At 68.7% G+C, this 25,417-nt stretch carries 24 protein-coding genes; 8 read left to right on the plus strand and 16 right to left on the minus strand.

Annotated features, from left to right (window positions below):
- Positions 1 to 280 precede the first annotated feature (280 nt).
- Positions 281 to 1,999 carry a helicase HerA-like domain-containing protein gene (locus AC3ERS_RS01190; protein ID WP_431962525.1) on the plus strand — a complete coding sequence of 573 codons (1,719 nt, stop codon included), beginning with the start codon at positions 281 to 283 and terminating at the stop codon, positions 1,997 to 1,999.
- Between the two features lie 99 nt (positions 2,000 to 2,098).
- Here AC3ERS_RS01190 and lysA read toward each other — a convergent pair whose 3' ends face one another.
- The 4 genes from lysA to AC3ERS_RS01210 all read right to left on the minus strand — a co-directional run bounded on the left by lysA (position 2,099) and on the right by AC3ERS_RS01210 (position 7,231).
- Entirely contained in the window at positions 2,099 to 3,442 is a 1,344-nt protein-coding gene (gene lysA, locus AC3ERS_RS01195; RefSeq protein ID WP_431962527.1) for a diaminopimelate decarboxylase, read from the minus strand.
- Positions 3,443 to 3,794: 352 nt separating this feature from the next.
- On the minus strand, positions 3,795 to 4,598 hold the full coding sequence (cmrA, locus tag AC3ERS_RS01200; protein ID WP_431962529.1) for a mycolate reductase: 804 nt from the start codon (positions 4,596 to 4,598) through the stop codon (positions 3,795 to 3,797).
- 22 nt (positions 4,599 to 4,620) lie between these two features.
- Positions 4,621 to 6,651: an FAD-dependent oxidoreductase gene (locus tag AC3ERS_RS01205; RefSeq protein ID WP_431962531.1), complete on the minus strand. Its 2,031-nt coding sequence runs from the start codon at positions 6,649 to 6,651 to the stop codon at positions 4,621 to 4,623.
- Positions 6,652 to 6,673: 22 nt separating this feature from the next.
- Positions 6,674 to 7,231, minus strand: a complete 558-nt coding sequence (locus AC3ERS_RS01210; protein WP_431962533.1) for a PadR family transcriptional regulator — start codon at positions 7,229 to 7,231, stop codon at positions 6,674 to 6,676.
- A gap of 121 nt (positions 7,232 to 7,352) precedes the next feature.
- Here AC3ERS_RS01210 and AC3ERS_RS01215 point away from each other — a divergent pair, with 121 nt between their 5' ends.
- Positions 7,353 to 8,675, plus strand: a complete 1,323-nt coding sequence (locus AC3ERS_RS01215) for an MFS transporter (protein WP_431962535.1) — start codon at positions 7,353 to 7,355, stop codon at positions 8,673 to 8,675.
- Here AC3ERS_RS01215 and AC3ERS_RS01220 read toward each other — a convergent pair.
- Together AC3ERS_RS01220 and AC3ERS_RS01225 are read right to left on the minus strand one after the other, a co-directional pair.
- Positions 8,672 to 9,610: a hypothetical protein gene (locus tag AC3ERS_RS01220; RefSeq protein ID WP_431962537.1), complete on the minus strand. Its 939-nt coding sequence runs from the start codon at positions 9,608 to 9,610 to the stop codon at positions 8,672 to 8,674. The two genes, AC3ERS_RS01215 and AC3ERS_RS01220, sit on opposite strands and share 4 nt — an antisense overlap.
- A 102-nt stretch (positions 9,611 to 9,712) precedes the next feature.
- The gene (locus AC3ERS_RS01225; RefSeq protein ID WP_431962539.1) at positions 9,713 to 10,333 is read right to left on the minus strand and encodes a TetR family transcriptional regulator; all 621 of its coding nucleotides are present in this window, start codon (positions 10,331 to 10,333) and stop codon (positions 9,713 to 9,715) included.
- Between the two features lie 195 nt (positions 10,334 to 10,528).
- Between AC3ERS_RS01225 and AC3ERS_RS01230 the strand changes: the two genes are divergently transcribed.
- From AC3ERS_RS01230 to AC3ERS_RS01240, 3 genes are read left to right on the plus strand one after another with little or no spacing between them, the layout of a single operon-like run.
- Positions 10,529 to 11,587 (plus strand): ferredoxin reductase, encoded by a 1,059-nt coding sequence (locus AC3ERS_RS01230; RefSeq protein WP_431962541.1) that lies wholly within the window; start codon positions 10,529 to 10,531, stop codon positions 11,585 to 11,587.
- A 20-nt stretch (positions 11,588 to 11,607) separates the two neighbouring features.
- The gene (locus tag AC3ERS_RS01235) at positions 11,608 to 12,756 is read left to right on the plus strand and encodes a fatty acid desaturase family protein (protein ID WP_431962543.1); all 1,149 of its coding nucleotides are present in this window, start codon (positions 11,608 to 11,610) and stop codon (positions 12,754 to 12,756) included.
- Positions 12,757 to 13,065, plus strand: a complete 309-nt coding sequence (locus AC3ERS_RS01240) for a hypothetical protein (protein WP_431962545.1) — start codon at positions 12,757 to 12,759, stop codon at positions 13,063 to 13,065.
- Here the strand turns inward: AC3ERS_RS01240 and AC3ERS_RS01245 are convergent, their stop codons facing one another.
- Complete coding sequence (locus AC3ERS_RS01245) at positions 13,066 to 13,596, minus strand: DUF4254 domain-containing protein (RefSeq protein ID WP_431962547.1); 531 nt, start codon at positions 13,594 to 13,596, stop codon at positions 13,066 to 13,068.
- 437 nt (positions 13,597 to 14,033) lie between these two features.
- Here AC3ERS_RS01245 and AC3ERS_RS01250 point away from each other — a divergent pair, with 437 nt between their 5' ends.
- Complete coding sequence (locus tag AC3ERS_RS01250) at positions 14,034 to 14,312, plus strand: hypothetical protein (protein ID WP_431962549.1); 279 nt, start codon at positions 14,034 to 14,036, stop codon at positions 14,310 to 14,312.
- 35 nt (positions 14,313 to 14,347) lie between these two features.
- Here AC3ERS_RS01250 and AC3ERS_RS01255 read toward each other — a convergent pair whose 3' ends face one another.
- The 4 genes from AC3ERS_RS01255 to AC3ERS_RS01270 form a co-directional block, all read right to left on the minus strand.
- Entirely contained in the window at positions 14,348 to 15,604 is a 1,257-nt protein-coding gene (locus tag AC3ERS_RS01255; RefSeq protein ID WP_431962551.1) for an MFS transporter, read from the minus strand.
- Entirely contained in the window at positions 15,601 to 16,857 is a 1,257-nt protein-coding gene (locus AC3ERS_RS01260) for a PLP-dependent cysteine synthase family protein (RefSeq protein ID WP_431962553.1), read from the minus strand. The genes AC3ERS_RS01255 and AC3ERS_RS01260 overlap by 4 nt, the downstream gene beginning before the upstream one ends.
- Before the next feature lie 104 nt (positions 16,858 to 16,961).
- Complete coding sequence (lpqS, locus tag AC3ERS_RS01265; protein WP_431962555.1) at positions 16,962 to 17,351, minus strand: putative copper homeostasis (lipo)protein LpqS; 390 nt, start codon at positions 17,349 to 17,351, stop codon at positions 16,962 to 16,964.
- Between the two features lie 395 nt (positions 17,352 to 17,746).
- Positions 17,747 to 18,043 carry an excalibur calcium-binding domain-containing protein gene (locus AC3ERS_RS01270; RefSeq protein ID WP_431962557.1) on the minus strand — a complete coding sequence of 99 codons (297 nt, stop codon included), beginning with the start codon at positions 18,041 to 18,043 and terminating at the stop codon, positions 17,747 to 17,749.
- 205 nt (positions 18,044 to 18,248) lie between these two features.
- On the opposite strand from AC3ERS_RS01270, the gene AC3ERS_RS01275 reads away from it, so the two are divergent.
- Positions 18,249 to 18,938, plus strand: coding sequence for a DUF4389 domain-containing protein (locus AC3ERS_RS01275; protein WP_431962559.1), 690 nt, complete (start codon positions 18,249 to 18,251; stop codon positions 18,936 to 18,938).
- A 42-nt stretch (positions 18,939 to 18,980) separates the two neighbouring features.
- Here the strand turns inward: AC3ERS_RS01275 and AC3ERS_RS01280 are convergent, their stop codons facing one another.
- From AC3ERS_RS01280 to AC3ERS_RS01290, 3 genes are all read right to left on the minus strand, one after another.
- Positions 18,981 to 19,847: an ABC transporter ATP-binding protein gene (locus AC3ERS_RS01280; protein WP_431963555.1), complete on the minus strand. Its 867-nt coding sequence runs from the start codon at positions 19,845 to 19,847 to the stop codon at positions 18,981 to 18,983.
- A 128-nt stretch (positions 19,848 to 19,975) separates the two neighbouring features.
- Positions 19,976 to 20,809, minus strand: a complete 834-nt coding sequence (locus AC3ERS_RS01285; RefSeq protein WP_431962561.1) for an ABC transporter permease — start codon at positions 20,807 to 20,809, stop codon at positions 19,976 to 19,978.
- Entirely contained in the window at positions 20,802 to 21,656 is an 855-nt protein-coding gene (locus AC3ERS_RS01290; protein ID WP_431962563.1) for an ABC transporter permease, read from the minus strand. Before AC3ERS_RS01290 ends, AC3ERS_RS01285 begins: the two co-directional genes overlap by 8 nt.
- Positions 21,657 to 21,803: 147 nt before the next feature.
- Here AC3ERS_RS01290 and ectB point away from each other — a divergent pair, with 147 nt between their 5' ends.
- Positions 21,804 to 23,060, plus strand: coding sequence for a diaminobutyrate--2-oxoglutarate transaminase (gene ectB / locus AC3ERS_RS01295; RefSeq protein WP_431962565.1), 1,257 nt, complete (start codon positions 21,804 to 21,806; stop codon positions 23,058 to 23,060).
- 101 nt (positions 23,061 to 23,161) lie between these two features.
- On the opposite strand, the gene hutG is transcribed toward ectB, so the two are convergent.
- Together hutG and hutI are read right to left on the minus strand one after the other, a co-directional pair.
- Positions 23,162 to 24,127 carry a formimidoylglutamase gene (hutG, locus tag AC3ERS_RS01300; protein WP_431962567.1) on the minus strand — a complete coding sequence of 322 codons (966 nt, stop codon included), beginning with the start codon at positions 24,125 to 24,127 and terminating at the stop codon, positions 23,162 to 23,164.
- Positions 24,124 to 25,323 (minus strand): imidazolonepropionase, encoded by a 1,200-nt coding sequence (gene hutI, locus AC3ERS_RS01305; protein WP_431963557.1) that lies wholly within the window; start codon positions 25,321 to 25,323, stop codon positions 24,124 to 24,126. Before hutI ends, hutG begins: the two co-directional genes overlap by 4 nt.
- Positions 25,324 to 25,417: the final 94 nt, after the last annotated feature.

Below are 25,417 nucleotides of genomic sequence, written 5' to 3' on the forward strand. Positions count from 1 at the left end.
GCTGTGCCGTGCGTGCCCAGACCGCCGTGCCGTGCGTGCCCAGACCACAGTGCGGTGCGCCGACACAACCGCGCTGCGCGACGTCGGAACGCCGTCGGCGGGGATACAGTTTCCGCAGAGATCGGTGAGGCGTACCTTCGCCTTCGCTCCGGCCGTGCGCGGGCTCTCGACGGGCGCTGTGCCCGGTGGGCGCACCTCCGCGCTCCGGCCACGCGGGCTTCCGGCGAGCTACGTCCGGCCGGCCCAGTGGCGTTCCGGTGCGACAGATGGAGGACGTGCGATGACCACTCCCCAGGAGAAGGCAGCAGCGGCGCGCAAGGCCGCCGACGAAGCGGCCCGGGTGGCGGCCGAGGCGGCAGCGGCCGCGGAAGCCGCCGAACGTGAGCTGGCCGAGCAGCAAGAGCCGGCCGCGGGGAAGGCGCCGGATGCCGATGCCCCGAAGCCGGTCGGCGAGACCTCCCCGGACGCCACCCAGAACGCGACCGCGCAGGAGATCGCCGCGGGATACGCCGTCGAGGGCGCTGCTTTGGAACTGGGCGCCGTTGTCGTCGACGGAGCCGTGGATTCCGCTGCGCGAGTACGCATTCCGATGCGCATGATGAATCGGCACGGCTTGGTCGCGGGCGCCACCGGCACCGGAAAGACCAAGACATTGCAAGGCATCGCCGAACAGCTCTCGCGCGCGGGCGTTCCGGTGGTGCTCGCCGACATCAAGGGCGACCTGTCCGGTTTGAGCAGGCCGGGGGAGTCCAACGACAAGATCAGCGCGCGGGCGCGGGAAACCGGCGCGCCGGACTGGGCGCCCAGCGGCTTCCCGACCGAATTCGTCTCGCTCGGCACCGGCGGGATCGGGGTGCCGATCCGGGCCACCATCACCTCGTTCGGTCCGGTGCTGCTGAGCAAGGTGCTCGATCTCAACGAGACGCAGGAATCGACCCTCGGCCTGATCTTCCACTGGGCCGACCAGCAGGGGCTCGCGTTGCTCGACCTGAAGGACCTGCGCGCCGTCATCACCCATCTCACCAGCCCCGATGGCAAGGAGGACCTGAAAGGCATCGGGGGTGTGTCGGCGCAGACGGCGGGCGTCATCCTGCGCGCGCTGGTCAACCTCGAGGCCGACGGCGGCGACACCTTCTTCGGCGAACCGGAGCTCGATCCGGCCGACCTGCTCCGGCTCGCGGGCGGGCAGGGCGTGATCACGCTGTTCGAGCTCGGCGCGCAGGCGGCCCGGCCGGTGATGTTCTCCACCTTCCTGATGTGGGTGCTCGCCGATCTGTTCCAGACGCTGCCCGAGGTCGGCGATGTCGACAAGCCCAGGCTGGTGTTCATCTTCGACGAGGCGCACCTGCTGTTCGACAACGCTTCGAAGGCGTTCCTCGACCAGGTCGAGCAGACGGTCAAACTGATCCGTTCCAAGGGCGTCGGGGTGTTCTTCTGCACCCAATTGCCCACCGACATACCGAATCCCGTGCTGTCCCAGCTGGGCGCGCGCATCCAGCACGCGCTGCGCGCCTTCACCCCCGACGACCAGAAAGCGCTGTCCAAGACCGTCCGCACCTATCCGAAGACCTCGGTCTACGACCTGGAGAAGGCGTTGACCTCGCTCGGCACCGGCGAGGCCGTGGTGACGGTGCTCTCCGAGCAGGGCGCGCCGACCCCGGTGGCGTGGACCAGAATTCAGCCCCCGCGTTCGCTGATGGACACCATCGGCGCCGATGCCATCAAGTCCGGGGCCCTGTCCAGCGCGCTCGCCACGAAGTACGGCCGGACCATCGACCGCGAATCGGCCTACGAACTGCTGACCGCCAAGCTGGCCGCGGCCCAACCGGAGCAACCGGAAGCCGCCCCCGCGCCCGGCCGGTCTCCGCGCCAAGACGAGGAGTCGGCCGCGGAACGCATCATGAAAAACCCTGCGGTGAAAAGCTTCCTGCGCTCGGCCGCGACCGCGGCGGGCCGCGAGATCAGCCGCAGCCTCTTCGGCACCCGCCGTCGCCGCTGAGCCCACTCGAACAGCGGCGCGTTTCCAGCTGCCGAGGCCATCGCGCGGTGCCGCGGTCCTCGTGCGGTGTGGGCAGTCGCCGGTCGGTGGGCGTTGCCGTCAGACGCCCACCTCGCGGGCCATGAGATCTTCGACCGTTTCGCGGCGGACGAGGGTCCTGGCGCGGCCGTCGCGGACGGCGACCACGGGTGGACGGCCGATGCTGTTGTAGGTGTTGGCCAGGCTGTGGTGGTAGGCGCCGGTGCACGGGACCGCGAGGATCTCGCCGGGGCGTAGGTCGGCGGGGAGCCGGACGTCCACGGCGAGGACGTCGCCCGCCTCGCAGTGGCGGCCCGCGATGGTCGCGGTCATGTGCGGCCCGCACGGGTGGCGGTTGGCGAGCACCACGTCGTAGCGGGCGCCGTACAGCGCGACCCGCGGGTTGTCGCTCATGCCGCCGTCGACGGTGACGTAGGTGTGCCCGCCCTCGATGTGCTTGACCGAAAGCACCCGGTAGAGCGTCACGCCGGCGCGCGCCACGATCGCGCGACCCGGTTCCAGCGCGAGCCGGGGCCGCGGGAAGTGATGCCGGGCGCAGCCCGCGTCGAGGGCGTCCTCGAGGATCTCGCCCAGTTCGTGCAGGTTCATCTCGGCGTCGCCGCCGCGATAGGCGACGGCATGCCCGCCGCCTAGGTCGAGCTCGGTGAGGATGCGTCCGTGATCGTGGCGCACCCGCGCCATTTCGCCGATCATCCTGCGGATCGCCTCGCCGTAGTGGTCGGGGTTGTAGATCTGCGAGCCGAGGTGGCAGTGGAAGCCGACCAGCTCCAGGTTCGATCTGCGCAGAATGCGCTCGACCGCTTTGTCGGCCAGTTCGCTGCCCAGCGGGAAGCCGAACTTCTGGTCGGTGACGCCGGTCTTCACCGCGGGATGCCCGTGCACATCGATGCCGGGCGACAGGCGCACCAGCACCCGCTGGCGCGTCGTGGCGAGTGCGGAGAGCAGGGTGATCTCGGTGAGCGAGTCGACCACGATCCGGCCGACGCCGCAGCGCACCGCGGTGCGCAGTTCGTCCGAGGATTTACCGTTGCCGTGCAGGATGATTCGCTCCGGATCCACCCCAGCGGACAGCGCGATGGCCAGCTCGCCCGCCGAGCACACGTCCACCGAGAGGCCCTCCTGGGTCACCCACTCGGCGACCGCGCGGATCATCAGCGCCTTGCCCGCGTAGATGATCTCCGCCTCGGGGAACGCCCGCCGGTACGCGCGGCAACGCGACCTGACCTCCTGTTCGTCCAGCACGTACGTGGCCGTCCCGTATTGGTCGGCGATGTCGGCCAGTGCCACACCGCCGACCGTGATCCGGCCCTCGCTGTCGTAGTGCGTGTCCCGTGGCCACACCGCCGAATCGAGCCGCGAAGGCATCCCCGACCGCAGCGACGGGAAGATTTCGAGCAGCGTCACAGTGTTCTCCTGGGGTGCGCCCCCGCTTTCTCCTCACTGCGGGGCCGATGCCAGGACTACCCCTCCCCGCACCCTCCGGACGCGCCCCTTACACCTCCTTGACGCCCACCCCACCGTTCCTGACGGCCCCCTGACACTCGCGTCAACCCAGCTCACACACACTCTTGGTACGCCTCACACAGCCAGCAGTGCTGTGCGGCGTCAGAACACTCTGTGATGTACCGAGGCCGCCAGGCGTTGGTGCTCCCGGGTCGATGACGTGCGGGTCCGGTGATTCATGGCCGCACAGAAGCTTCGTACGCCTCGCACAGGTGGTGCGCTTGTGAGGCGTCGGCACGGTGTGTGGGACGGGTCAGCCGCCGAGTTTCCGGTAGAAGGCGCCTGCGATGGGGGCGGTGAGGGCGCGGGGGCCGTATTGGCCCGCGACGCTCATGCCCTTGGAGATGAGGCCGGGGACGACGCGCATCTTGTTGCGGGCGAGGGCGTCGATGGAGACCTTCGCGGTGTACTCCGAGGAGACCCACATGAAGTCCGGCACCATGCGGTCCACGATCGAGGCCTCGGACGGGTCGGGCAGTTCGGTGCGGACCGGGCCGGGTGCCAGCAGCGTGACGTGTACGCCCGAATCCTTCAGCTCCCCGCGCAGCGATTCGCAGAAAGTGTTGGCGAACGCCTTGCTGGCGGCGTAGGTCGCGTTGTTCGGGATCGGCATGTTACCCGCGGCCGAGCCGCTGATCAGGATGCCGCCCGCGCCGCGCGCGATCATGCCCGGCAGCACCGCCAGGGTGAGATCGTGCACGGCGACGGCGTTGAGCTCCATCTGGGCGCGCTCGTATGCCATGTCCAGTTCCGCGACCGGCCCGAACGTCGCGATTCCCGCGTTGTTGCACAGGATCGAGATGTTGCGCGCCGACAACTCCTCGACCAGCGGGCCTCGCTGCGCGCGGTCGGACAGGTCGACAGCGCGCACCTCGGCGGTGATGCCGTGCGCCAGGGTGAGGCGCTGCGCGAGCTCGTCGAGCAGGTCGCCGCGGCGGGCGACCAGGATCAGCGAATAGCCGCGTCCGGCCAGTTCGGCGGCCAGCGCGGCGCCGATGCCGGAGGAGGCTCCGGTGACGACGGCACGGTTCTCGGAGGTGGGGGAGGGCAGGCTCACCTGAGCGATGCTAGCGAGGGGCTCAGAGGCGGGCGGCCAGCCGGGTGCCCTGATCGATCGCGCGCTTGGCGTCGAGTTCGGCGGCCAGCTCGGCGCCGCCGATCAGGTGCGGGGTGATGCCCGCCGCCCGCAGCGGCTCGGCCAGCTCGCGCACCGACTCCTGACCCGCGCAGACCACCACGTTGTCCACCGGAATCAATTGCGGGCGTTCGCGTTTCTCGCCGAAGCTGATGTGCAGGCCGCTGTCGTCGATGCGCTCGTAGTTGACACCGCCGATCTGCTCGACACCCTTGGCCTTCAGCGCGGCGCGGTGCACCCAGCCGGAGGTCTTGCCGAGGTCCTTGCCGAACGACGACGTCTTGCGTTGCAGCAGAACGACATCGCGGGCCGCGGGGGAGGGCCTGGGGGTGGTGAGCTGGCCCGGCGCCTGCTCGTCGTCGGCGTCGACGCCCCACTCCTCTTTCCACTCGTCCAGTTTGAGCGCGGGATGGCCCTCTACGGTGAGGAACTCGCTCACGTCGTAGCCGATGCCGCCCGCGCCGATCACCGCGACGCGCTTGCCCACCGGCTTCTCCTCGCGCACCAGTTCGGCGTAGGAGAGCACCATCGGGTGGTCGATGCCGGGGATGTTGGGAATGCGCGGCCGCACGCCGGTGGCCAGCACCACCTCGTCGTAGCGGCCCGCGATGAGCTCGTCGGCGGTGACGCGCTTGTTCAGGTGCAGATTCACCCGGCGCAGCTCGATCATCCGGCGGTAGTACCGGATGGATTCGTCGAATTCCTCCTTGCCAGGAATCCGGCGAGCGATGTCGAACTGGCCGCCGATCTTGTCGTCGGACTCGAAAAGGTCTACGCGGTGGCCGCGTTCGGCGAGGCTCACCGCCGCGGAGAGCCCGGCCGGGCCCGCGCCGACGACCGCGATGCGCTTGGCGCGCCGCGTCGGCAGCAGCTTCAGCTCGGTCTCGTGGCCCGCGCGCGGGTTGAGCAGGCAGGACACCGTCTTGTGCTGGAACGCGTGGTCGAGGCAGGCCTGGTTGCAGGCGATGCAGGTGTTGATCTCGTCGACGCGGTTCTGCTCGGCCTTGTTCACCCATTCCGGATCGGTGAGGAACGGGCGCGCCAGCGAAACCAGTTGCGCGTCACCGCGGGTCAGGATCTCCTCGGCGATCTCCGGCATGTTGATGCGGTTGGAGGCGCAGACCGGGATACCGACCTGCTCGGTGATCTTCGCGGTGAACTCGACGAACGCCGCCCTGGGGACCGAGGTGACGATGGTCGGCACCCGCGCCTCGTGCCAGCCGATATCGGTGTTGATGATCGTGGCGCCCGCCTGCTCCAATTCCTTGGCGAGCGCGACGATCTCGTCGAAGGTCTGGCCCTTCTCCACCAGCTCGGCCATGGACAGCCGGAACACGATGATGAAGTTCGGCCCGACCGCGGCGCGGACCCGGCGCACGATCTCGAGCGGCAGCCTGCGCCGGTTCTCGGCCGAGCCACCCCACTTGTCGGTGCGCTTGTTGGTGCGCGGCGCGAGGAACTGGTTGATGAAATAGCCCTCACCGCCCATGATCTCGCAGCCGTCGTACCCGGCGAACTGGGCCAGCTTCGCGCAGCGCGCGTAGTCCGAGATGGTCTGTTCGATGCCGCGGGCGGAGAGGGCACGGGGCCGGAAAGGGTTGATGGGCGCCTTGATCGAGGATGCGGAGACGCTGGCAGGCCAGTAGGAGTACCGGCCCGCGTGCAGGATCTGGATGGCGATCTTGCCGCCCTCGTCGTGCACCGCCTTGGTGATCCTGCGGTGCCGGTAGGCCTCGGTCTTGTTGGTCAGCTTGGCGCCGAAAGGCAGCAGCCAGCCGGTGCGGTTGGGCGCGTAGCCGCCGGTGATGATCAGCCCGACACCGCCGCGGGCGCGCTCGGCGAAGTAGGCGGCCAGCTTGTTGGTGTCCCAGGCGCGGTCTTCCAGGCCGGTGTGCATCGACCCCATGACCACGCGGTTGCGCAGGGTGGTGAAGCCGAGGTCCAGCGGCTCGAAAAGGTGGGGGAAGGAGCTCATTACCGAGTCTCGCCTTTCTCCATCAGGCCGGATGCGGGGCTGACGCATCCGGTCGCAGTGCTTGCAGTACTTCGTCGCACCATTCGACGAACCCGGACTCGACGCGGATGCCGCCGCGCAGGACCAGGTATTGGTGCAGTGCCGTGCCGGAGAGCTGATCCGGCGCGGCGAAGTCCTTCTTCTCGATGAGCCGGTAGACCTCGAGCCGCTGGGCGTGCTGGTCGCGGTGCCGGACGACCTCCGCGCACAGCGCGTCCAGGTCGCCGTAGGCCGCGCCGCGGATCTTGACCCCGAGTTCGCTGCGGGGCAGGTCGGTGTTGGAGGGCTCGGCGATCCAGCGGGCCAGCTCGGCGCGGCCCGCCTCGTTCACCGAGTAGACCTTCTTGTCCGGCTTGCCCTCTTGCGCCACCGATTCGCCGTCCAGCCAACCGGATTCCTCCATGCGCTTGAGCACGCGGTAGATCTGCTGGTGGGTCGCGCTCCAGAAGAAGCCGATGGACTTGTCGAACCGGCGCGCCAGCTCGTAGCCCGAACCGGCCCGCTCGGTCAGCGATACCAGCAACGCGTGCTCGAGAGCCATGCGGTCACGGTACTCGGTACAGCCGGTACTATGCAACTGGGTGCATAGGACGCGTCGCCTTCGATCGGCACGCGTCGGCTTTCGCCGGACTTCGTCCGGCCGGTCGGGTTACGCTGCGCGCATGACCGAGGTGGACGCGCGCGGCACGATCGGGGACGCCGCCGGGCGCGGGCAGATAGCGGCATGGGGGTTGTGGGATTGGGGCTCCTCGGCGTTCCACGCCGTGATCCTCACGTTCGTGTTCTCGGTGTATCTCACCGATACGGTGGGCGACGATCTGCCCGGCGGCATCTCGGCCAGCGCCTGGCTCGGCTGGTCGCTCGGGATCGCCGGACTGGTCGTCGCGCTCACGGCGCCGATCAGCGGGCAGTGGTTCGACGCGGCCGCGAAACGTAAACGCTCCCTTGGCGTGTTGAGCGCACTGACCGTCCTTGCCATGGCCGGGATGTTCTTCGTGCACGACGACTACCACGATCTGTGGCTCGGGCTGACGCTGCTCGCCTTCGGCTCGGCCGCCTTCGAACTGGCCAACGTGCCGTACAACGCGATGCTGCGCCAAGTCTCCACGCCGGAGACGGTCGGCCGGGTCTCCGGATTCGGCTGGGCGATGGGCTATTTCGGCGGCATCTTCCTGCTGCTGATCTGCTACTTCGGCTTCATCTCCGGGAAGGGGGACAACCGGGGACTGTTCGGCATACCGACCGACGACGGGCTCAACATCCGGCTCGTCGCCGTGCTCGCCGCGGTGTGGTTCGCCGGATTCGCGCTGCCGGTGCTGTTCGCGGTGCCGGAACTGCCGCGCACCGCCGCCGATCCCGGCGCGGCGAGCGCGGGGTTCTTCGGTTCCTATCGGGTGCTGTGGCGAGATCTGCGCGAGCTGTGGGAGACGGACCGGCACACCGTCTGGTTCCTGTTGGCCAGCGCGATCTTCCGGGACGGACTGGCAGGTGTGTTCACCTTCGGTGCGGTGCTCGCGGTGCGCGTCTACGGCATCGATGATTCCGATGTGCTGCTGTTCGGCGTCGCCGCGAATGTGGTCGCCGCGCTCGGGGCGATCGTCGCGGGCCGATTCGACGACAGGGTGGGGCCGAAGGCGGTGATCGTGGCGTCGCTGGCCGCCATGCTGGTCTGCGGGCTGGCGCTGCTCGTGGTGTCGGGTCCACTCATGTTCTGGGTGTTCGGACTGCTGCTGACGATTTTCGTCGGGCCCGCCCAGGCCTCGGCCCGGTCGTTCCTCGTCAGGGTGGCCCCGCCGGGGCGGGAAGGACAGCTGTTCGGCCTCTACACCACGACCGGCCGGGCCGTATCCTTCCTCGCCCCCTCGCTTTTCGGCTTGTTCGTCTGGGTGTTCGATGCCGACCGCGCCGGGATGGTCGGACTGGCCGTCGTCCTCGCCGCGGGGTTGGCGGTGCTGCTCCCGGTGCGCGCGCCCGAGGCGCGCTAGTTGATCCGGCCTTCCATGCCGCTGTAGATCTCGGTGGCCTCGGCGAAGCCGCCGCCGATCAGATCCGCCAGCGCCAGCGCCTCGTCGCACTTGCGCAGCGACAGGCGCGTCCGGTCGTCGCCGCCGGACAGCGCCTCGGCGTTGGCGGCGAGCCAGTCGCGTGTCGCGGACGCGTCACCCGGGCCGACGAATCCGCCCACCGAGTAGTTCGCGGTGATGGTGTCCTCGGTGCGCCAGGCGATCTCGGGGAACAGGGTCGGCACGTCGCCGAGCAGCGGACCGTTGCCGCCGAAGCCGGTGGGCCAGCCGATTCCGGCTTCCTCGGCCAGCGCGGTCGGCCAGACGACGCCGCGGTCCATCCAGCCGGGCAGCAGTCGCGCGGTGAATTCGACCAGGCAGAACTGGAGGTTGTTGCGCAAGAGGTCGGCGGCGTCGTGTGTTTCGGCGCTGTGCGGGTCGTCGACCGTCGGCTGTCCGGAGCGCAGCGCGAGGGCGGCCTGGCGCAGCAGGCGAATCTTCCACGCGATGTCGATGGCCAGATCGTCGGCGCCGGGCAGCGTGCCGCTCATGTCGGGTTCGGTGCGGGCGGCCAGCGCGGGATCGAGCAGGCCGAGCTGGGCGCGCGCCAGCTCGTCCACCGTGCCGACGGTGCAATCCCGGTACCGCACAGCGGTTTCCGCGACCTCGGCGGGCGTCTCGGCCGTGATCAGGTACGGCCTGCCCCACACGTAGAGCGAGTCGTCGAACTCGTCGTCGGCGACCTTCAGCGCGCCGAGCGCCCACGCCTTGGCCCGGAAACGCACGCGGGCCTGCTCGACCGCGGTGGCGATCAGGTCGTCCAGATCGCCGTCGCCGCCTAGCCCGGCCAGGTACGGCAGGATCCGCTCCTCGACGAGTCGCATATCCAAGGCGTGAAAGCTGGTGTCGTAACCCATGTTCGGCACCCTACTGGCGCGACCGGGCGAAGTCCCTCGTCGGCTCGCGCACGACCGCGGCGAATGCGGAAGTCCGCCCCGTGGGAATCGGACGGTCGCCGCTCACCGATCCTTGGGCGGCCACCAGTTGTCCATGCCGAGGGCGATCAGGCGGATCTTCTGGACCGTGTGGTCGATGATGGTCCGCTGATCGCGCTCGGGGGCCGCGACGTAGGCGGCGATCCCGTCGGCGACGGTGCCGACCAGCAGGTCGGCGGCGATCTCCAGATCGCGCGGGCTCCAGTCGTCCAGCGCGCGGACCCGGGACAGATCGGCGACCAGCTCGCGCACGATCAGCTGGAGTTCCAGCGCGATGGCCTTGCGCAACGCCGCCGAGCCGCCGTGGCGCTCGCGGGTGAGGAAGCCGAACAGCGCGCGTTTGGCCGCCACCTGATCGAAGACGAACCGCACCGTGTCGGCCACGCTGGCCTCGGGGTTGCGCCTCACCTCGCGCAGCGCCAGCCGCAGCGCGGTCACGCCCTGGTCGACGAGGGTGGCGCCGAGGTCGTCGAGCGAGGCGAAATGGCGGTAGAAGGCGGTCGGCACGATCCCGGCCGAGCGCGCGATCTCACGCAGGCTCAGCGCGGCGAAACCACGGTCGGCGGCGAGTTCGAGGGTGCCGTCGACCAAGGCCTGCCGCGTGCGCTCCTTGCGCTCGATTCGGGTCGCTGCCTGCTCGCTCATCACGGTGAGCATACATCCGTTCACCATTCACTCATCCAGTAGGTGTTGTTCGTGTCACACGAATTGCCGGTTGACACTGGGCCCTGCCTATCCGTCACACTGGATGAGTGTACAGGCGTGCACTGAAATTTGATCGAGTGACAGTCGGCACGCCACAGCCCTGATCGACCGACAAGCAGAGGCACGGAGAACCGAATGGTGGATCTCATCGACCTGGTGCAGACCCTGACCACGCCCCATCCGCTCGACCGGTACCTGGAACTCGTGCGCCCCACGCTGACCGTCCGGCAGATGCGGGCCGAGATCACCCACGTGCGCCGCTCGGTGCCCGGCTCGGTGACGCTCACGCTGCGCCCGACCCGGCATTGGCGCGGCCACGCCGCGGGCCAGTACGTCCAGATCGGCGTGGTGATCGACGGCGTACGGCACACCAGGTGCTATTCGCCGGTGAATCCGGAGCGCAGACGCGACCGGCACATTCAGCTCACCGTCAAGGTGCATCCGGGCGGCCTGGTCTCGCAGTACCTGCACGACAAGGCCGTGCCGGGCATGGTGGTGGACCTGAGTCCCGCGGCCGGTGTCTTCCGGTTGCCCGAGGTCCGTCCCGACCGGGTGCTGCTGATCAGCGGCGGCAGCGGCATCACGCCGGTGCTGTCGATGATGCGAACCCTCGCCGACGAGGGTTATCCCGGCGAGCTGACCTTCCTGCACTACGCCCGTTCACCGGAGGCGGTGCCGCACCGGGCCGAGCTGGAAACCATAGCGGAGCGGAACCCGCATTTCCGCATCGAGATGCGCTATCCGGAACAGGGCGGCGGCCCGTTCGACTACGACGAGCTCGAGCGCGTCGCGCCGTGGTTCGCCGACGCGCAGACCTACGTGTGCGGCCCGCCGCCGCTGATGGATGCGGTGCGCAAGGTATACGAGGCCGAGGAACTGGCCGACCGGCTGCACTCCGAGGAGTTCACGCTCTCGGTCGTCCCCGTCGACGCGGACGAGGCGTACGGCGCGACCACCTTCTCGGCCAGCGGGGTGAGCGCCGAGAACACCGGGGCCAGCCTGCTGGAACAGGCCGAGGCCGCGGGCCTGACCCCGGAGTACGGCTGCCGCATGGGTATCTGCTTCTCCTGCACCGCCGTTCGCCGCTCCGGCTGCACCCGCAACCTGCGCACCGGCGAGACCGGCAGCGATCCCGATCAGCCCATCCAGCTGTGCGTCAGCGCCGCGGTGGGTGACGTCGACATCGAAATCTAGCCAGACGAAGGGGACCGACGATGACCATATTGACCGAAACCGAGAACGGACCGCTGATCCTGACGCCGGATCAGGTCGAGGAACTCGGCAAGGCGCTCGACGAACTGCGCGACCGCGTCGTCGCCGATCTCGGCGACCGCGACCGTGCATACATCTACTCGATCATCAAGGCACAGCGCGGTTTCGAGATCGCCGGCCGCGGACTGATGTACCTGGGCTTCCTGCCACCGGTGTGGCTGGCCGCGGTGGCGGCGCTGAGCGTGTCGAAGATCCTGGACAACATGGAGATCGGCCACAACGTCATGCACGGCCAGTACGACTGGATGCGTGAGCCCGGCCTGAATTCCCGTGAGTTCGAGTGGGATACGGTCTGCCCGGCGGACCAGTGGAAGCACTCGCACAACTACATGCACCACACCTACACCAACATCCACGGCATGGACCGCGACATCGGTTACGGCATCCTGCGCATCGACGAGGGCCAGAAATGGAACCCTTACTACCTGGGCAACCCGCTGTGGGCGTTCCTGCTGATGGTGTTCTTCGAGTGGGGCGTGATGATGCACGACGCCGAGGCCGAGAACATCATTCAGGGCAAGCGCAAGTGGTCCGACCTCAAACCGCTGGTCAAGGGCTGGTGGCGTAAGGCGGGCAAGCAGGCGCTGAAGGACTACGTGGCGTTCCCCGCGCTGACCGGTCCGCTGTTCCTCAGCACGCTGGCCGGGAACGCCGCCGCCAACCTGGTGCGCAACGTCTGGGCCTACTCGATCATCTTCTGCGGCCACTTCCCTTCCGGCGTACAGACGTTCACCGAGGAGGAGACCGCCGAGGAGACCCGCGGCGAGTGGTACGTCCGGCAGATGCTGGGTTCGGCGAACATCTCCGGCGGCAAGCTGTTCCACATCATGAGCGGTAACCTGTCGCATCAGATCGAACACCACCTGTTCCCCGACATCCCCGCCAACCGTTATCCGGAGATCGCGCCGGAAGTGCGGGCGCTGTGCGAGAAGTATGGATTGCCGTACCACACCGGGCGGTTGAGCAAGCAGATCGGCGATGTGTGGCTGAAGATTCTCGAGCTCGCGCTGCCGCCGCGCTTCACGAAGAACCCGTCATCTCCCGGTGTTATCGTGATGCGTCAGCGGAAGGCGACCGAAGTGGGCGTGTGAATGATCGGGAAATTCGAAAGCAACAAGGATTTGATTCAGGAATTGACGGCCTCCGGTGCCAAGCACGTCGGAAATATTGCGACGATCATCACCGGAACCGTCCAGGAGGTCACTCGGGAGATCGGTGAGTGGATCACCGATGCGATCGAGATGAACGAGGCGGCAGCGGCGGCTCGCAAGGATGCCGCCGCCCATCGGGAGACGCTGCCGGACGAGGTCCCCGACGAGCCCGAGCCCGAGCCGCCTGCCGCGGGCTCCGCCTTCGTCGAGGCCGAGGTCGTCGAGACCGACCTCGACGACCGTCGCTGATCACCACACCGGCAGCCTGCGCCGGTGCTCGGTGACATCGGTGATCAGGTCCTGATAGCCATCAGCCAGCTCGGCGAGCCGCGTCCACAGCAGGTGGGCTTCCCCGTCCACCTGCGGTGGCTGCGTCGCCGGGCCGGTCTTGCCCAAAGCTAGTTGCGCCGCAGTCCATTTCGCCGCCATACGGTCGATGACGGCGCCGAGCGTCTCGGTGTGCAGCGAGGCGCCGGAGCGGTGCGCGACGTTGGTCGCCACCCAGTCGTTGATGCGGCCGACCAGCTCGGCGCGGCGCTCGTCGATGTCGTCCACCAGCTGACTGCACGCCGCGACCCTGCCGTTGGTGACGTCCGGTGCGTGCGCCGCGGCGAGCGCCCGATGCCTGCGCTCATGGCATTCGACCAGCTCGCGTGCCGCGGCGAGGACTCGGTGTTTCTTTCGATTCGGGTCGTCGGGTTCGCGAAACGCGCGTAACAGCGCCGATCGCGGTGGCAGCTCGCCGGCTCCGATACGGTTCCCGGCGTATTCGGTAGGCATGATGCACGCCCCTGCTTGTAACGATCCGATCGTGGATACGCCAGGGCCGAGGGGGATTTCGGGGAGGGGCACCCCTCGGCTCCGGCGCAGCCCCGAGCCCGAGACGCCCCCCACACAGTCCACCAGCACGGCAAAGTAACCGGGAAATCCGCGACGATGCGATGAGGAAGACGGCCCGACAAATCGGGACACTTTCAGGAAAGCGCGATAGTCGAATCGGCGCAACAGTATGGTGTAAAAATCCATGCGCCAGTTGGAAATCGTTACCGTCCGTTACGGTGCGGTCACCCGAAATCCACCTTTGCCCAAAGTGAACTGATCCATTGGCGCATCTCCAGTTATCGTTGCGGCGCGGCGGCTGCGCGCCCCGGTGCGATGGACTAGCCTCGATGTTCGTGCCCGCCTATGTGTCATCGCCGGAGCTCACATTCGGCTTCATGTTCGCGCTGGAAGATCCCGAGCGAATTGCTGAAGTCGTGCGCAACCTCATCGTCCGCAAGACGGTCTCGGTGTTCCGGCTCGCACGGCTGTCCGACGACGACGGTCCACCGGAGCGCTACGTGGTGAACTGGGCCGTGATCCCGCAGATCTCCATCACCACCAGCGCGCCCGATCCCGAGGAGCTGCGGATCAACCGGATCATGCTGGTCAACGCGTTCCTCGGCGAGGAAGGCGAGGTCAGCCTGTACTCCGCCCAGGGGGAGGCGCCCAGCTGAGGGCGGACCTCCACTTCCCGGGGGAGCCGAAACCGCTACGTCGTGGCCGCGAGAGTCGCCGGGGTCGGTGCGTTCAGCCGGCCGGAGCGGGCGAGTCCGTACAGTCCCGCGGCGGAGGCCGCGCCGATGGCGATCAGCGCGGCCCAGGCCAGCGAGCTCAGTCCCGCCGAGCGGGCCGCGTCCAGAACCGTGCCGGTGCCCAGATTGCCCAGCAGGATGCCGGTGCCGACGACGGTGTTGTACAGGCCGTAGTGCGTGGCGACCAGGCGGTCGCCGCAGAGCGCGACGACGGTGTCCATCTCGAACGGAAAGACCGCCGCCGCACCGACACCCAGCACCGCGGCCGTGAGCAGCAGCGCGCCCACCGCGGCGGGGACGCCCAGTGCGACGCCGGGGACCAGCAGCAGCGGGACGAACGCCGCCGCCAGGATCGCCATGCCGAACACCAGGCTGCGCGGGCGGCCCCAGCGGGCGGAGAACCAGCGGGTGATGCGCAGTTGCCCCGCGATGGCGATCACGCCCGAGACCACGAACACCGCCGTCATGAGGGCAGTGGCCGACCCGTTGCCGACGATGCGGGCGGCCTGCATGGGCAGCGCGAGGTACACCTGGAACGAGAGCACGTAGCAGCCGATCATCGCCGCGGAGAACAGCAGGAAGGGGCGGTTGGCCAGCACCACTCGCCAATCGTCCAGCACCGAGGCGGTTTTCGGTTCGGCCCGGTGCTGCGGCAGCGCGCGCAGCTGGGCGATGGTGAGCAGGCCGAACACCGCGGCCGCGCCCGCGGCGGTGGCGCGGAAATCGAAGGCCATCAACGCCAGTCCGAGGATCGGGCCGAACAGGATGCCCGCCTGATAGAAGATGTTGAACACCGCGAACGCCTCGACCCGTCGCTCGCCGGAGTCGACGGCGAGGTACGCGCGCACCGCCGGATTGAACAGCGCTCCCGCGAAACCGGTTGCGGCCGAGGCGATCAGTAGCGCGGGCAGCGTGTCGGCGAAGGCGAGCAGCGCGAAACCGCCGGTGCGCAGCAGACATCCGGCCACGATCAGCGGTTTGTACCCCAGCCGGTCGGCCAGGGTGCCGCCGACCAGGAACATGCCCTGCTGGGAGAAGTTCCTGATGCCGAGCACCAGCCCGATCGCCCACGCGGCGAGTCCGAGCGGGCCCGCCATATAACCGGCCAGGTAAGGCATGAGCATGAAGAAACCGGTGTTGATGGCGAATTGGTTGACCATCAGCATCCGGCTCGGCCTGCCGAAACCGCGATAGGTCGCGTAGACATCCCTCATCGCGCGGCCCCCGGCGCGGTGGTGTCGGGCCGACGGGCGGCCACCGGGTTGTCGCTGGGCACGGTGAGCTCCTGGAGGTGTGAATCGGATCGGTGCTGGGTGGGATCAGGTGCGTGCTGCTTCGGATCGAGGACAGTCGTGCACCGGGTCCACGAGTCGACCACCTCGGCGTAGGGGTGTCCGATCGTGGCGGGGTCGGTCGGCGGTTCGATGCCGAGCAGACCGTGCTCCCGGCAATACGCGTCGTTGTAGACGGTGTCGAAGTAGCGCAGCGGTCCATCCGGGAAGACGGCGGCGATGCGCGCGTCCGGCTCGCCGGTGCGGGCCAGCCACCCGGCGACCAGCGCGACGGCGCCGACGCTCCACCCGCCGCTGGCGTGGTGGGTGGCGGCCAGCGCGCGGCAGGCCCACACCGCCTCGGCGGGCGCGATCCAGTGGACCTCGTCGAACGCTGGATAGTCGACGTTGTCGGGGTGGATGCTCGAACCGAGTCCGCGCATCAGCCGCGGTCCGGCGGGCTGGCCGAAGATGGTGGACGCGACGGTGTCCACGCCGACCAGCCGCAGGTGCGGGAAGTAGCGGCGCAGCGCGCGTGCGACGCCCGAGGAGTGGCCGCCGGTGCCGACCGAGCAGACCAGCACGTCGACGCGGCCGAGTTGCGCGACGAGTTCCATGGCCAGCGATTCGTACGCGGCGCGGTTGTCGGGGTTGCGGTACTGGTCGGGGCACCAGGCGCGCGGATCGGCGGCGAGCAGTTCGGCGACGCGATCGCGGCGTGCCTGCTGCCAGCCGCCGACGGGGTGCGGTTCGGTCACCGTCTCCACTCGCGCGCCGTAGGCCGCCAGCATGTGGTGCATGATCGGCTCCAAGCCCGGATCGGTGACCACCGTGACCGGGTGGCGGTGCACCATCCCGGCCAGGGCGAGGCCGAGGCCGAGGGTGCCGCTGGTGGACTCGACGATCGGCGCGCCCGGTGTCAGCTCGCCGCGGGCGGCGGCGCGTTCGACCATGTGCAGCGCGGGCCGGTCCTTCATGCCGCCCGGGTTGGCGCCTTCCAATTTGGCCCAGAATCCGCGACCCGTCGGCGCGAGCGGTTCGGTGATCCAGAGGACGGGGGTGTTGCCGACCATGGTGGCCGGGCGCGGGCAGCGGCCCGCGGTGGTGAGCAGACTCGCAGGGCTGGGCAGTGGTTCCGAATTCGCTTCGAGCAGAGCGGGATTCAACACGGCATCGTTCCGCAGTGCAGCAGTCATGAGGAATCATCGATTCTGTGCGGTCGCTGTGGCAGCGAGGGTGTGGTGCGGGAACGCACGAACACCGGCCGGGCCCCGGCAGGCCACGACCTGACGCTGACCGATCAGTTCCGATCGATGCCGAATCGAGTGAGCAGATCCCGGCCGCGACGGACCGGAAGGGTGGCGACGGGCGGCGCACGCGGACCGACGCCGAGCCCGGCGGTCAAGGGCAGCACGAGCAGCAGCGCGAGGCCGACGAGCAGCAGTTCCTGGAGTGACGGACCGGACCGGGGGAGCGCCGCGATCACCGCGTCGGTGGGCAGGTGCCGGTCCGGTTCGGCGACATGCTGGTGCGGGTCGGCGCCCGCCCACGGCACCACCTGCGACGCGACGCCGGGACCGGAGGATTCGATGTGCGCGTGAATGGTGGCGGCGGGTGTGAACAGGTGACAGTCCGGCAGCGCCATGGCGAGCGCCCACGCGGCGAAGACGCAGGCGATCACTGCCCGCATACCGGGGCCCCGTATCGCACCGAACATCACGTCTGCCGATAGTACAAGCCCCGGACGGTCCGCCGGTCCAGCCGCGGTCGGCGCGGTATTTGCGGCGGGACAGTCGGCGCGCTCAGCCGCCGCCCTGTGGTGGCGATGGGGACCTGCGCAGGTGGATGATCGCTCGTTCAGCTTCTGGCGTACCGCGGATTCCGCGCCGAGGCGTTGTCATCTATCGATCGTCGCGCGGAATCGGAGCCGCTACTCGACCGTCGACGCGGCACCGGCTGATGGCGTCGCATGATGGCCGGGCCCGTCGATTCGGCTCGGGCGTGCGGCGTCGCATCAGCGCTGGCGTGCGGCGTCGCATCAGCGCCGGGGCGCGGCGTCAATCGACTCCGGCGTACGGCGTCGAATCAGCGCTGGGGCGCGGTGGTGGAGCGCACCAGGCAGGCGACGCCGTCCTCCTTGCCGTCCAGGCGATCCAGTTGCGCCGAGTAGCCGGGGTCATGGCGGCGCAGCGGAGCCCTACCCGCCGCCCAGGCGTCCTCGCAGGTGCGGAAGGCATCTGCCGCGGCGGTGGTCGCCGTGGCCACCGGCCCGGAGGACGAGTGGCGCCGTTTCTTGCTCGAGCCGCAGCCGCTCACCGAGATCGCGAGCACCGCGATCAGCAGCAGGCCGGCGACGAACACGAGGCGACGAGAGTTTCGCATGATCGGATTCCCCCCAAACACAACGGTTTTCGATCCAAACGCCAGCAAGTATCGCGGCCGCGCTTGCCTTTCGCAACGTACTCGTCAGGCTGGTCGGTCGTTTTTGTTGGCGTGTCGGTATCGCATCGTGGCCTAACCGCTCAGGGGGTGCTGGACAATTATGAGATACCTCACAGTGGCCCTGTGAAATTAAGGAGCGTCGATCATGGAAATGGAACCCGAGAAGCCGGTGGTCGCAGCGAATCCGATTCGCGTCCGCGGGGATCTCGATCCCGGTCTGTCGCGATGGATGTGGCTGGTGAAGTGGATACTGGCCATCCCGCACTACATCGTGCTGTTCTTCCTGCACATCGCGTACTTCGTGGTTTCGGTGATCGCGTTCTTCGCGATCTTGTTCACCGGAAAGTATCCGCGCGGCCTGTTCGACTTCAATGTCGGTGTGATGCGGTGGAATTGGCGGGTCAGCTTCTACGCGCTGACCGTGCTCGGCACCGACAAGTATCCGCCGTTCCATTTGCGGCAGGACGCGGACTATCCGGCCGATCTCGAGGTCGACTATCCTGAAACCCTGCATCGCGGCCTGGTTTTGATCAAATGGTGGCTGCTCGCCATCCCGCACTATCTGATCATCGGCGCGCTGATGAGCGGTGCGATCGGCAACGCGGTGCAGGACGACGGCTCCCAGGCCTGGGATCTGGTGGTGACCTGGCCGGTGATCTACCTCCTGCTGGCGGTGGCGCTGATCGCGCTGCTGTTCACCGCTCGCTACCCGCAGGGCCTGTACGACTTCGTCGTCGGCATCAACCGGTGGGCGATCCGGTTGCAGGCATACGCCTCGCTGATGCGTGACGAGTACCCGCCGTTCCGGCTCGACCAGGGATCGCGCGAGCCGTAACCCCCGATCGAACCGATCACCGCGAATCCGCCCGCCGACTCGTCAGCGGGCGGATTCGTATATGCGGCGGACCACGTCTTCGATGCCGGGCTCCTCGATCGACAGATCTCGTACCTCGACCCGATCCGACACGGCGGCGAGCAGCTGTGCGGCGGTGATGGATTCGGCGTCGAAGGCCAGGCGCTGGCGCATGCCGTCGGCCTCGCTGGTGAGCAGTTCCGCGCCCGGCGGCAGCTCGCGCAGATCCGCGGCGGGCTCGGTGAGATCCACCACCAGCACGCGGCGCGCGCCCACCGTCGCCCCGAGTCCGGCGAGCGAACCGTCGTAGACCAGCCTGCCGTGGTCGACGACGAGCACGCGGTCGCAGAGCCTTTCGATATCGCCCATATCGTGGGTGGTGAGCAGCAATGTGGTGCCGCGGTCGGCCCGCTCGGCGCGCAGGAACTCCCGCAGCCGTTGTTTGGACAGCACGTCGAGGCCGATCGTCGGTTCGTCCAGGATCACCAGCTCAGGGGAGTGCAGCAGCGCCGCGGCGACCTCGGCGCGCATCCGCTGCCCCAGCGAGAGTTGACGCACCGGCGTGTCCAGCGTCTCGGCCATCTCCAGTTGCTCGACCAGTTCGTAGGTGCGCTTGCGGGTGATGTCGGGTTCCAGCCGGTGGATGGCGGCCAGGATCGTGAACGATTCGCGCAGTGGCAGATCCCACCACAGCTGGGACCGCTGGCCGAACACCACCCCGATGCGGCTCGCCAGCTGGCGCCGCTGCCGGACCGGATCCAGGCCGCAGGTGCGCACCCGCCCGGTGGAGGGGACCAGAATGCCGGTGAGCATTTTGATGGTGGTGGATTTCCCCGCCCCGTTCGCCCCGATGTAACCGACGGCCGCGCCGCGTTCGATTCGGAAGGTCATCCCGTCGACCGCGGTGAGGATGTCGCGCTGCCTGCGCCATCGGCGACCGTGCTTGCGATACAGCGTGAATTGCCTTGTCAGATTCTCGATATCGATGATCGCGTCAGATAAGTCGCTGTCCGCCACGCTTACCCCCCGCCTCCCTGGTAGTGCCTCGTCCCGAGCCGCCACAAACCGAGTGCCAGCAGCCATATCCACAGCGTCGCCAGCGGAGTCAGCCAGGCCAGCCAGGACGGCAGCAGTGGCGGGCCGGGCAACCCGAGCAGGGCGATGGTGGGCAGGTACGCCGTGAACGCGACCGGGACGGCGAATCCGAACAACAGTTTCAGCGGCAGCGGAAATACCGAGGCAGGCTGCATCGCGGCGAACGACCCGCCGTAGGTGAAACTGTTGGTGAGCTCGGAACCGTCGATCAGGAAGAACTGCAACCCGGCCGCGCAGACGAAGATCCCGCCGAACAGCAGAATACCGCAGCAGAGCGTCATCACCACGAGGACGAATGCGGACGCGTCCCAATCGATGTCGTTCTGTAGCAACCCGATGATCAGCACCGCGATGGCGACTGCGGCGCGGGCGAATCGGCGCATCGAGACGTCACCGGTGATCAGTTGCAGCAACAGCGGCTGCGGGCGCAAGTGGTAGGCGTCGAGTGTGCCCATCCTGATCAGCGTCGGCAGGGTGTCCAGATGCCCGACCAGCACCTGGGCCAGCGCGAACGTGGTGTTGCTCAGCCCGAACAGCAGCAGCGCCGCGTGCAGATCGAGCCCGCCGAGCACCCGCACGTTGTGGAAGATGACCCACACCTCGGCGAATTCGACGACACCGATGAGGAAGGCGCTGAACACCTCGCTGGCGAAGGACAGCCGGTAGGCGCGCTGGGATCGGATGCGCGAGTGCAACACCGCGGCATACGGTGTGAACCATCGGCCCGAGGGCACGGCGATCGGCGACGCGTCAGCCACCCTGCACCTCCAGCTTGCGACGGCCCGCGGTCAGCATCAGCCGGCCGACCACGGCGATCGCGAGCACCCAGAAGAGCTGTGCGCCAACCACGGTCACGCTGTCCATGCCGGTGATTCGCCCCGAGAGCACGTCGATCGGGGCTTGCAGGATGGAGGGGAACGGGGTGGCGTTCGCGAGTGTGCGCAGCCAGTCCGGAAACATGTGCACCGGCACGAAGAGGCCGGCGAGGAAGGTGCCGCAGATCTGGTACAGCACCCGGATGCCCCGGGTCTCCACTACCCAGAAGCCGATCAGTCCGATGGCGAACAGCAGCAGGAACGACAGTGCGACGGCCAGTAGCACCGAAATCGTCCCGAGTACATAGGGTCCGGGCGTGGTGGGCATCGCGAGCCCGACGGTCAGGAAACCGAACAGCACGCTCGGCAGGAAGCGCGGCACGATGGTGCACGTCGCGCGCCCGAGATCGGCCGCGAGATAGCCGAATTGAATGTCGACCGGGCGCAGGAAGTCGATCGCGATGTCGCCGTTCTTGACCCGTTCCGCCAACTCCGTTGGCGGACCCATGAATTGCATGGCGCCGAGCAGTCCCTGCGAGAGCCAGACGTAGGCGCCGATGGTGCCTTCGTCGTACCCGCCGAATTCGCCTGCGCCACGCACCGCCGCGAGCATCACCGCGGCGCGCACCAACCCGAACACGCAGTTGGTGAACAGCCCCGCGAACATCGCCAGCTTGTACTGCGACTGCCGCCGGAACCCCGCCACCGCGAGCCGCCAATACAGCGTCGCCTCGCGTCGCGCCTGGGTTGCTGCGGCCAGCCGCTCCTCCCCTCCCGCACTCCAGCGCACAAGAAGTCAACGTTACTGTCCGCTCGTCGACGCGCGGTAGGTTACCGCGCGATTTCGCCGAAAGTGCGACGAACCTGACGCGCCAATGTTAGAAACACAGTCACTTCAGATTTTGTGGAGTGCTCGCGCACGACAGGAAGGATCGTGATGACTGTCGCCGAGTCGACCATTTTCGAGGCCCTCGAATCGAATGTCCGTGGGTACTGCCGATCCTGGCCGACGGTGTTCGACACGGCCAGCGGCGCCTGGCTGCGCGACGAGCAGGGCCGCGACTACCTGGACTTCTTCGCAGGCGCGGGCGCGCTGAACTACGGTCACAACAATCCGGTTCTCAAACGCGCCCTGATCGATTACCTCGTCGGCGACGGCATCACCCACGGACTGGACATGTCGACCGTGGCCAAGCGCAGGCTTCTGGAAACCCTGCGCGACACCGTGCTCGCTCCGCGCGGCCTGGACTACAAGGTGCAGTTCCCTGGCCCGACCGGAGCGAACGCCGTGGAGGCCGCGCTCAAACTGGCTCGCAAGGTCACCGGAAGACAGCCGGTGCTGAACTTCACCAACGCCTTCCACGGCATGTCGCTCGGCGCGCTGTCGGTGACCGGCAACGCCGCCAAGCGGGCGGGCGCGGGAGTGCCGCTGGTGCACGTCACGCCGATGCCCTACGACGGTTACCTCGGCGCGGGCGACGACCTGCACTGGATGCGGCGGGCGCTCGACGATCCCTCCTCGGGAGTGGACAAGCCCGCGGCGGTGATCGTGGAAACCGTGCAGGGCGAGGGCGGGGTGAACGTGGCGCGCGTGCAGTGGCTGCGCGAGCTGGCCGAGCTGTGCCGGGCGCGCGGCATTCTGCTGATCGTCGACGACGTGCAAATGGGCTGCGGCCGGACCGGTCCGTTCTTCTCCTTCGAGGTCGCCGGGATCACCCCCGACATCGTGACGCTGTCCAAGTCGATCGGCGGCTACGGATTGCCCATGGCGCTGGTGCTTTTCAAGTCCGAGCTGGACCAGTGGGCGCCCGGCGAGCACAACGGCACCTTCCGCGGCAACAACCCCGCCTTCGTCACGGCCGAGGTCGCGCTGCGGCACTACTGGTCCGACGACGCGCTCGAGCGGGCCACTCTGGCCAAGGGCGAGCGGATCGAGAAGGCGCTCGCCCGAGTCGCCGCCGCGTATCCCGGCGTCTCGACTCGCGGGCGGGGGCTGGTGCACGGCATCGTCTTCGAGGACCCGTCGCTGGCGGGCAAGGTCTGCCAGGTGGCCTTCGATCGCGGACTGCTGGTGGAGACGTCCGGCTCCGTCGACGAGGTGGTGAAGTTGTTGCCGCCGTTGACGATCGGTGAGGACGAGCTCGACCGCGGCCTGGATCTGCTCATCGCCGCCGTGGCGGCCGTCTGCGGCTGACGGACCGAGGCGACTCGACCGGTCCCGGGCGCGTACCCGGCTTCACCTCCCGCCGTCGGTGCGGCGTCGGGTGGTCCGGTTCGGTCAGTGGGCAACGCCTCTCAGTGCACAGCTCGGTGGCCGGTGACGATCCGGTGGATGAGCCGCGCGGCCGTGCGAGCGGTGCGGTCGTCGATGTCGAAGACCGGCGCGAGTTCGGCGACGTCGGCGGCGACGAGTTTCCCGCTGGCCGTGACCCGGTCGCACACCCGCTGCACGGTCTCCACCGGTACGCCGTAGCCCGCGGGCGCGCTGACGCCCGGGGCCACGGCGGCGGGGAGGACGTCGAGGTCGATGGTGAGATAGACCAGGTCGACGTCGTTCAGGAAGGCATCGACGAACTCGTCCACGGCCGCGCGGTCCCCTACGCCGCACCGGTCGTCGGGCAGATGGCGGACGCCGAGCCCGCGCGCCGTCTCGAACAGTGCGACGGTGTTGCCGGGTTGGCTGATGCCCAGCACGTCGTAGCGGTAGGACGCCCCTGCCGCGCGCTCGGCCTCGGCGATCTGCCGGAAGGGGGTGCCCGAGCTCGGCGCCGGATCGGCGCGAAGATCGAAGTGGGCGTCCAGGTTCAGGATGCCCAACCGCAGCGCGCCGCGCCGCTGGGCCGCCGCGATGCCGGAATAGGTGCCGAAGGCGACCTCGTGACCGCCGCCGAGCACCACCGGAAAGCGGCCCGCGTCGAGTGCGGCCGCCACGGCAAGGCCCAGCCGTCGCTGACCCGACTCCAGATCCGAGCCGGTGACCGCGACGGTGCCCGCGTCCTCCAGATCGAGCGGTTCGGGGAGCGCCAACGACGCCAGCGCGCCGCGCAGCGCGTCCGGACCCGCGGCCGCCCCCGGACGGCCCTTGTTCCTGCGGACGCCCTCGTCGCTGGCGAAACCGATCAGCACACAACCTTTTCCGACCGTTCGCGCCGGATCGTAGGGCCGGATCAGCTGATGCCAGCGCGCGTGCTCCGGCGCGTCGCCGTCGACCCGGCCGGTCCACGGCCGCGGCGCGATATCGACCGTGCGGCGCGGATTCACGCGGCGTCCGATCCGGCGACGCGGACTCCGCCGCGCCACACCGAACGCACGAGCGGCACGCCGGGCCGGTAGGCCAGGTGCAGATAGGACGGGGCGTCGAGCGCGAGCGCGTCGGCGCGCGCCCCGACGCGCAGGCTGCCGACATCGTCGCGGCGCAGCGCCCGCGCGCCGCCCGCAGTGGCCGACCACACCGCCTCTTCCGGTGTCATCCGCAGCTCGCGCACCGCCAGCGCGATGCAGAACGGCAGGCTCGTGGTGTACGACGTGCCGGGATTGCAGTCCGCGCCCAGCGCGACGGTGATGCCCGCGTCGAGCAGGGCGCGGGCGTCGGGATAGCTGTTGCGGGTGCAGAAGTCGGCGGCGGGCAGCAGTGTCGCCACCGTGGCGCTGCCCGCCAGCGCGTCGATATCGGTGGCGGTGACGTAGCTGACGTGGTCGACAGAGGCCGCGCCGAGTTCGACGGCCAAGCCCACGCCGGGGCCGGGACCGAGCTGGTTGCCGTGCACCCGGGGAATCAGCCCGTGCGCCATGCCCGCCCGCAGCACGGCCTCCGATTGCTCCCGGGTGAACGCGCCCCGCTCGCAGAACACATCGATCCACTTCGCGTGCGGCGCGCACACCGGAATCATGTCCCGGCACACCATCTCCACGTACTCGTCCGCTCGCCCGGCGTACTCCGGCGGTGGCACGTGCGCGGCCAGCAAGGTCACCTCGTCGGTGAAGCGTCCGGCCACCAGCGCGCTGCGCAATTCGTCCTCGGTGGTCTGGCCGTAGCCGGTCTTGCATTCGACCGTCGTGCTTCCCGAGCGCACCGACTCGTCCATCAGCCGCCGGACGTTGGCGGCGAGCCGATCGTCGTCGGCCGCTCGCGTCGCCGCGATGGTCCTGCGGATGCCGCCCGCCGCGTAGGCGGTACCGGACATCCTGGCCGCGAACTCCTCGGCTCGTTCCCCGGCGAACACCAGGTGCGCATGGCTTTCCACGAATCCGGGCAGCACCGCCCGGCCCGCCATGTCCACGCGTACGTCGGCGACGGGGGCCTCGTGCGCGTCACCCACCCAGGCGACCAGCCCGTCCGCGAACACCACCGCCGCGTCGCGCCGCACGCCGAGCCGGCCGACGCCCGAGCCCGGGTCGTTGGTGACCAGCGTGCCGATATTCGTCAGGACGGTGGACCGTGAACCGTCGGACACGATTCCTCCTCGCGCCGTGTCGGCCGGATGCGGATCGGTGTGAGGCGACTGTAGAACACCGCGCGCCGTCGTCGGACGCACTCGGGGTTTCGTGCCA

The organism is Nocardia sp. bgisy134, assembly GCF_057708325.1.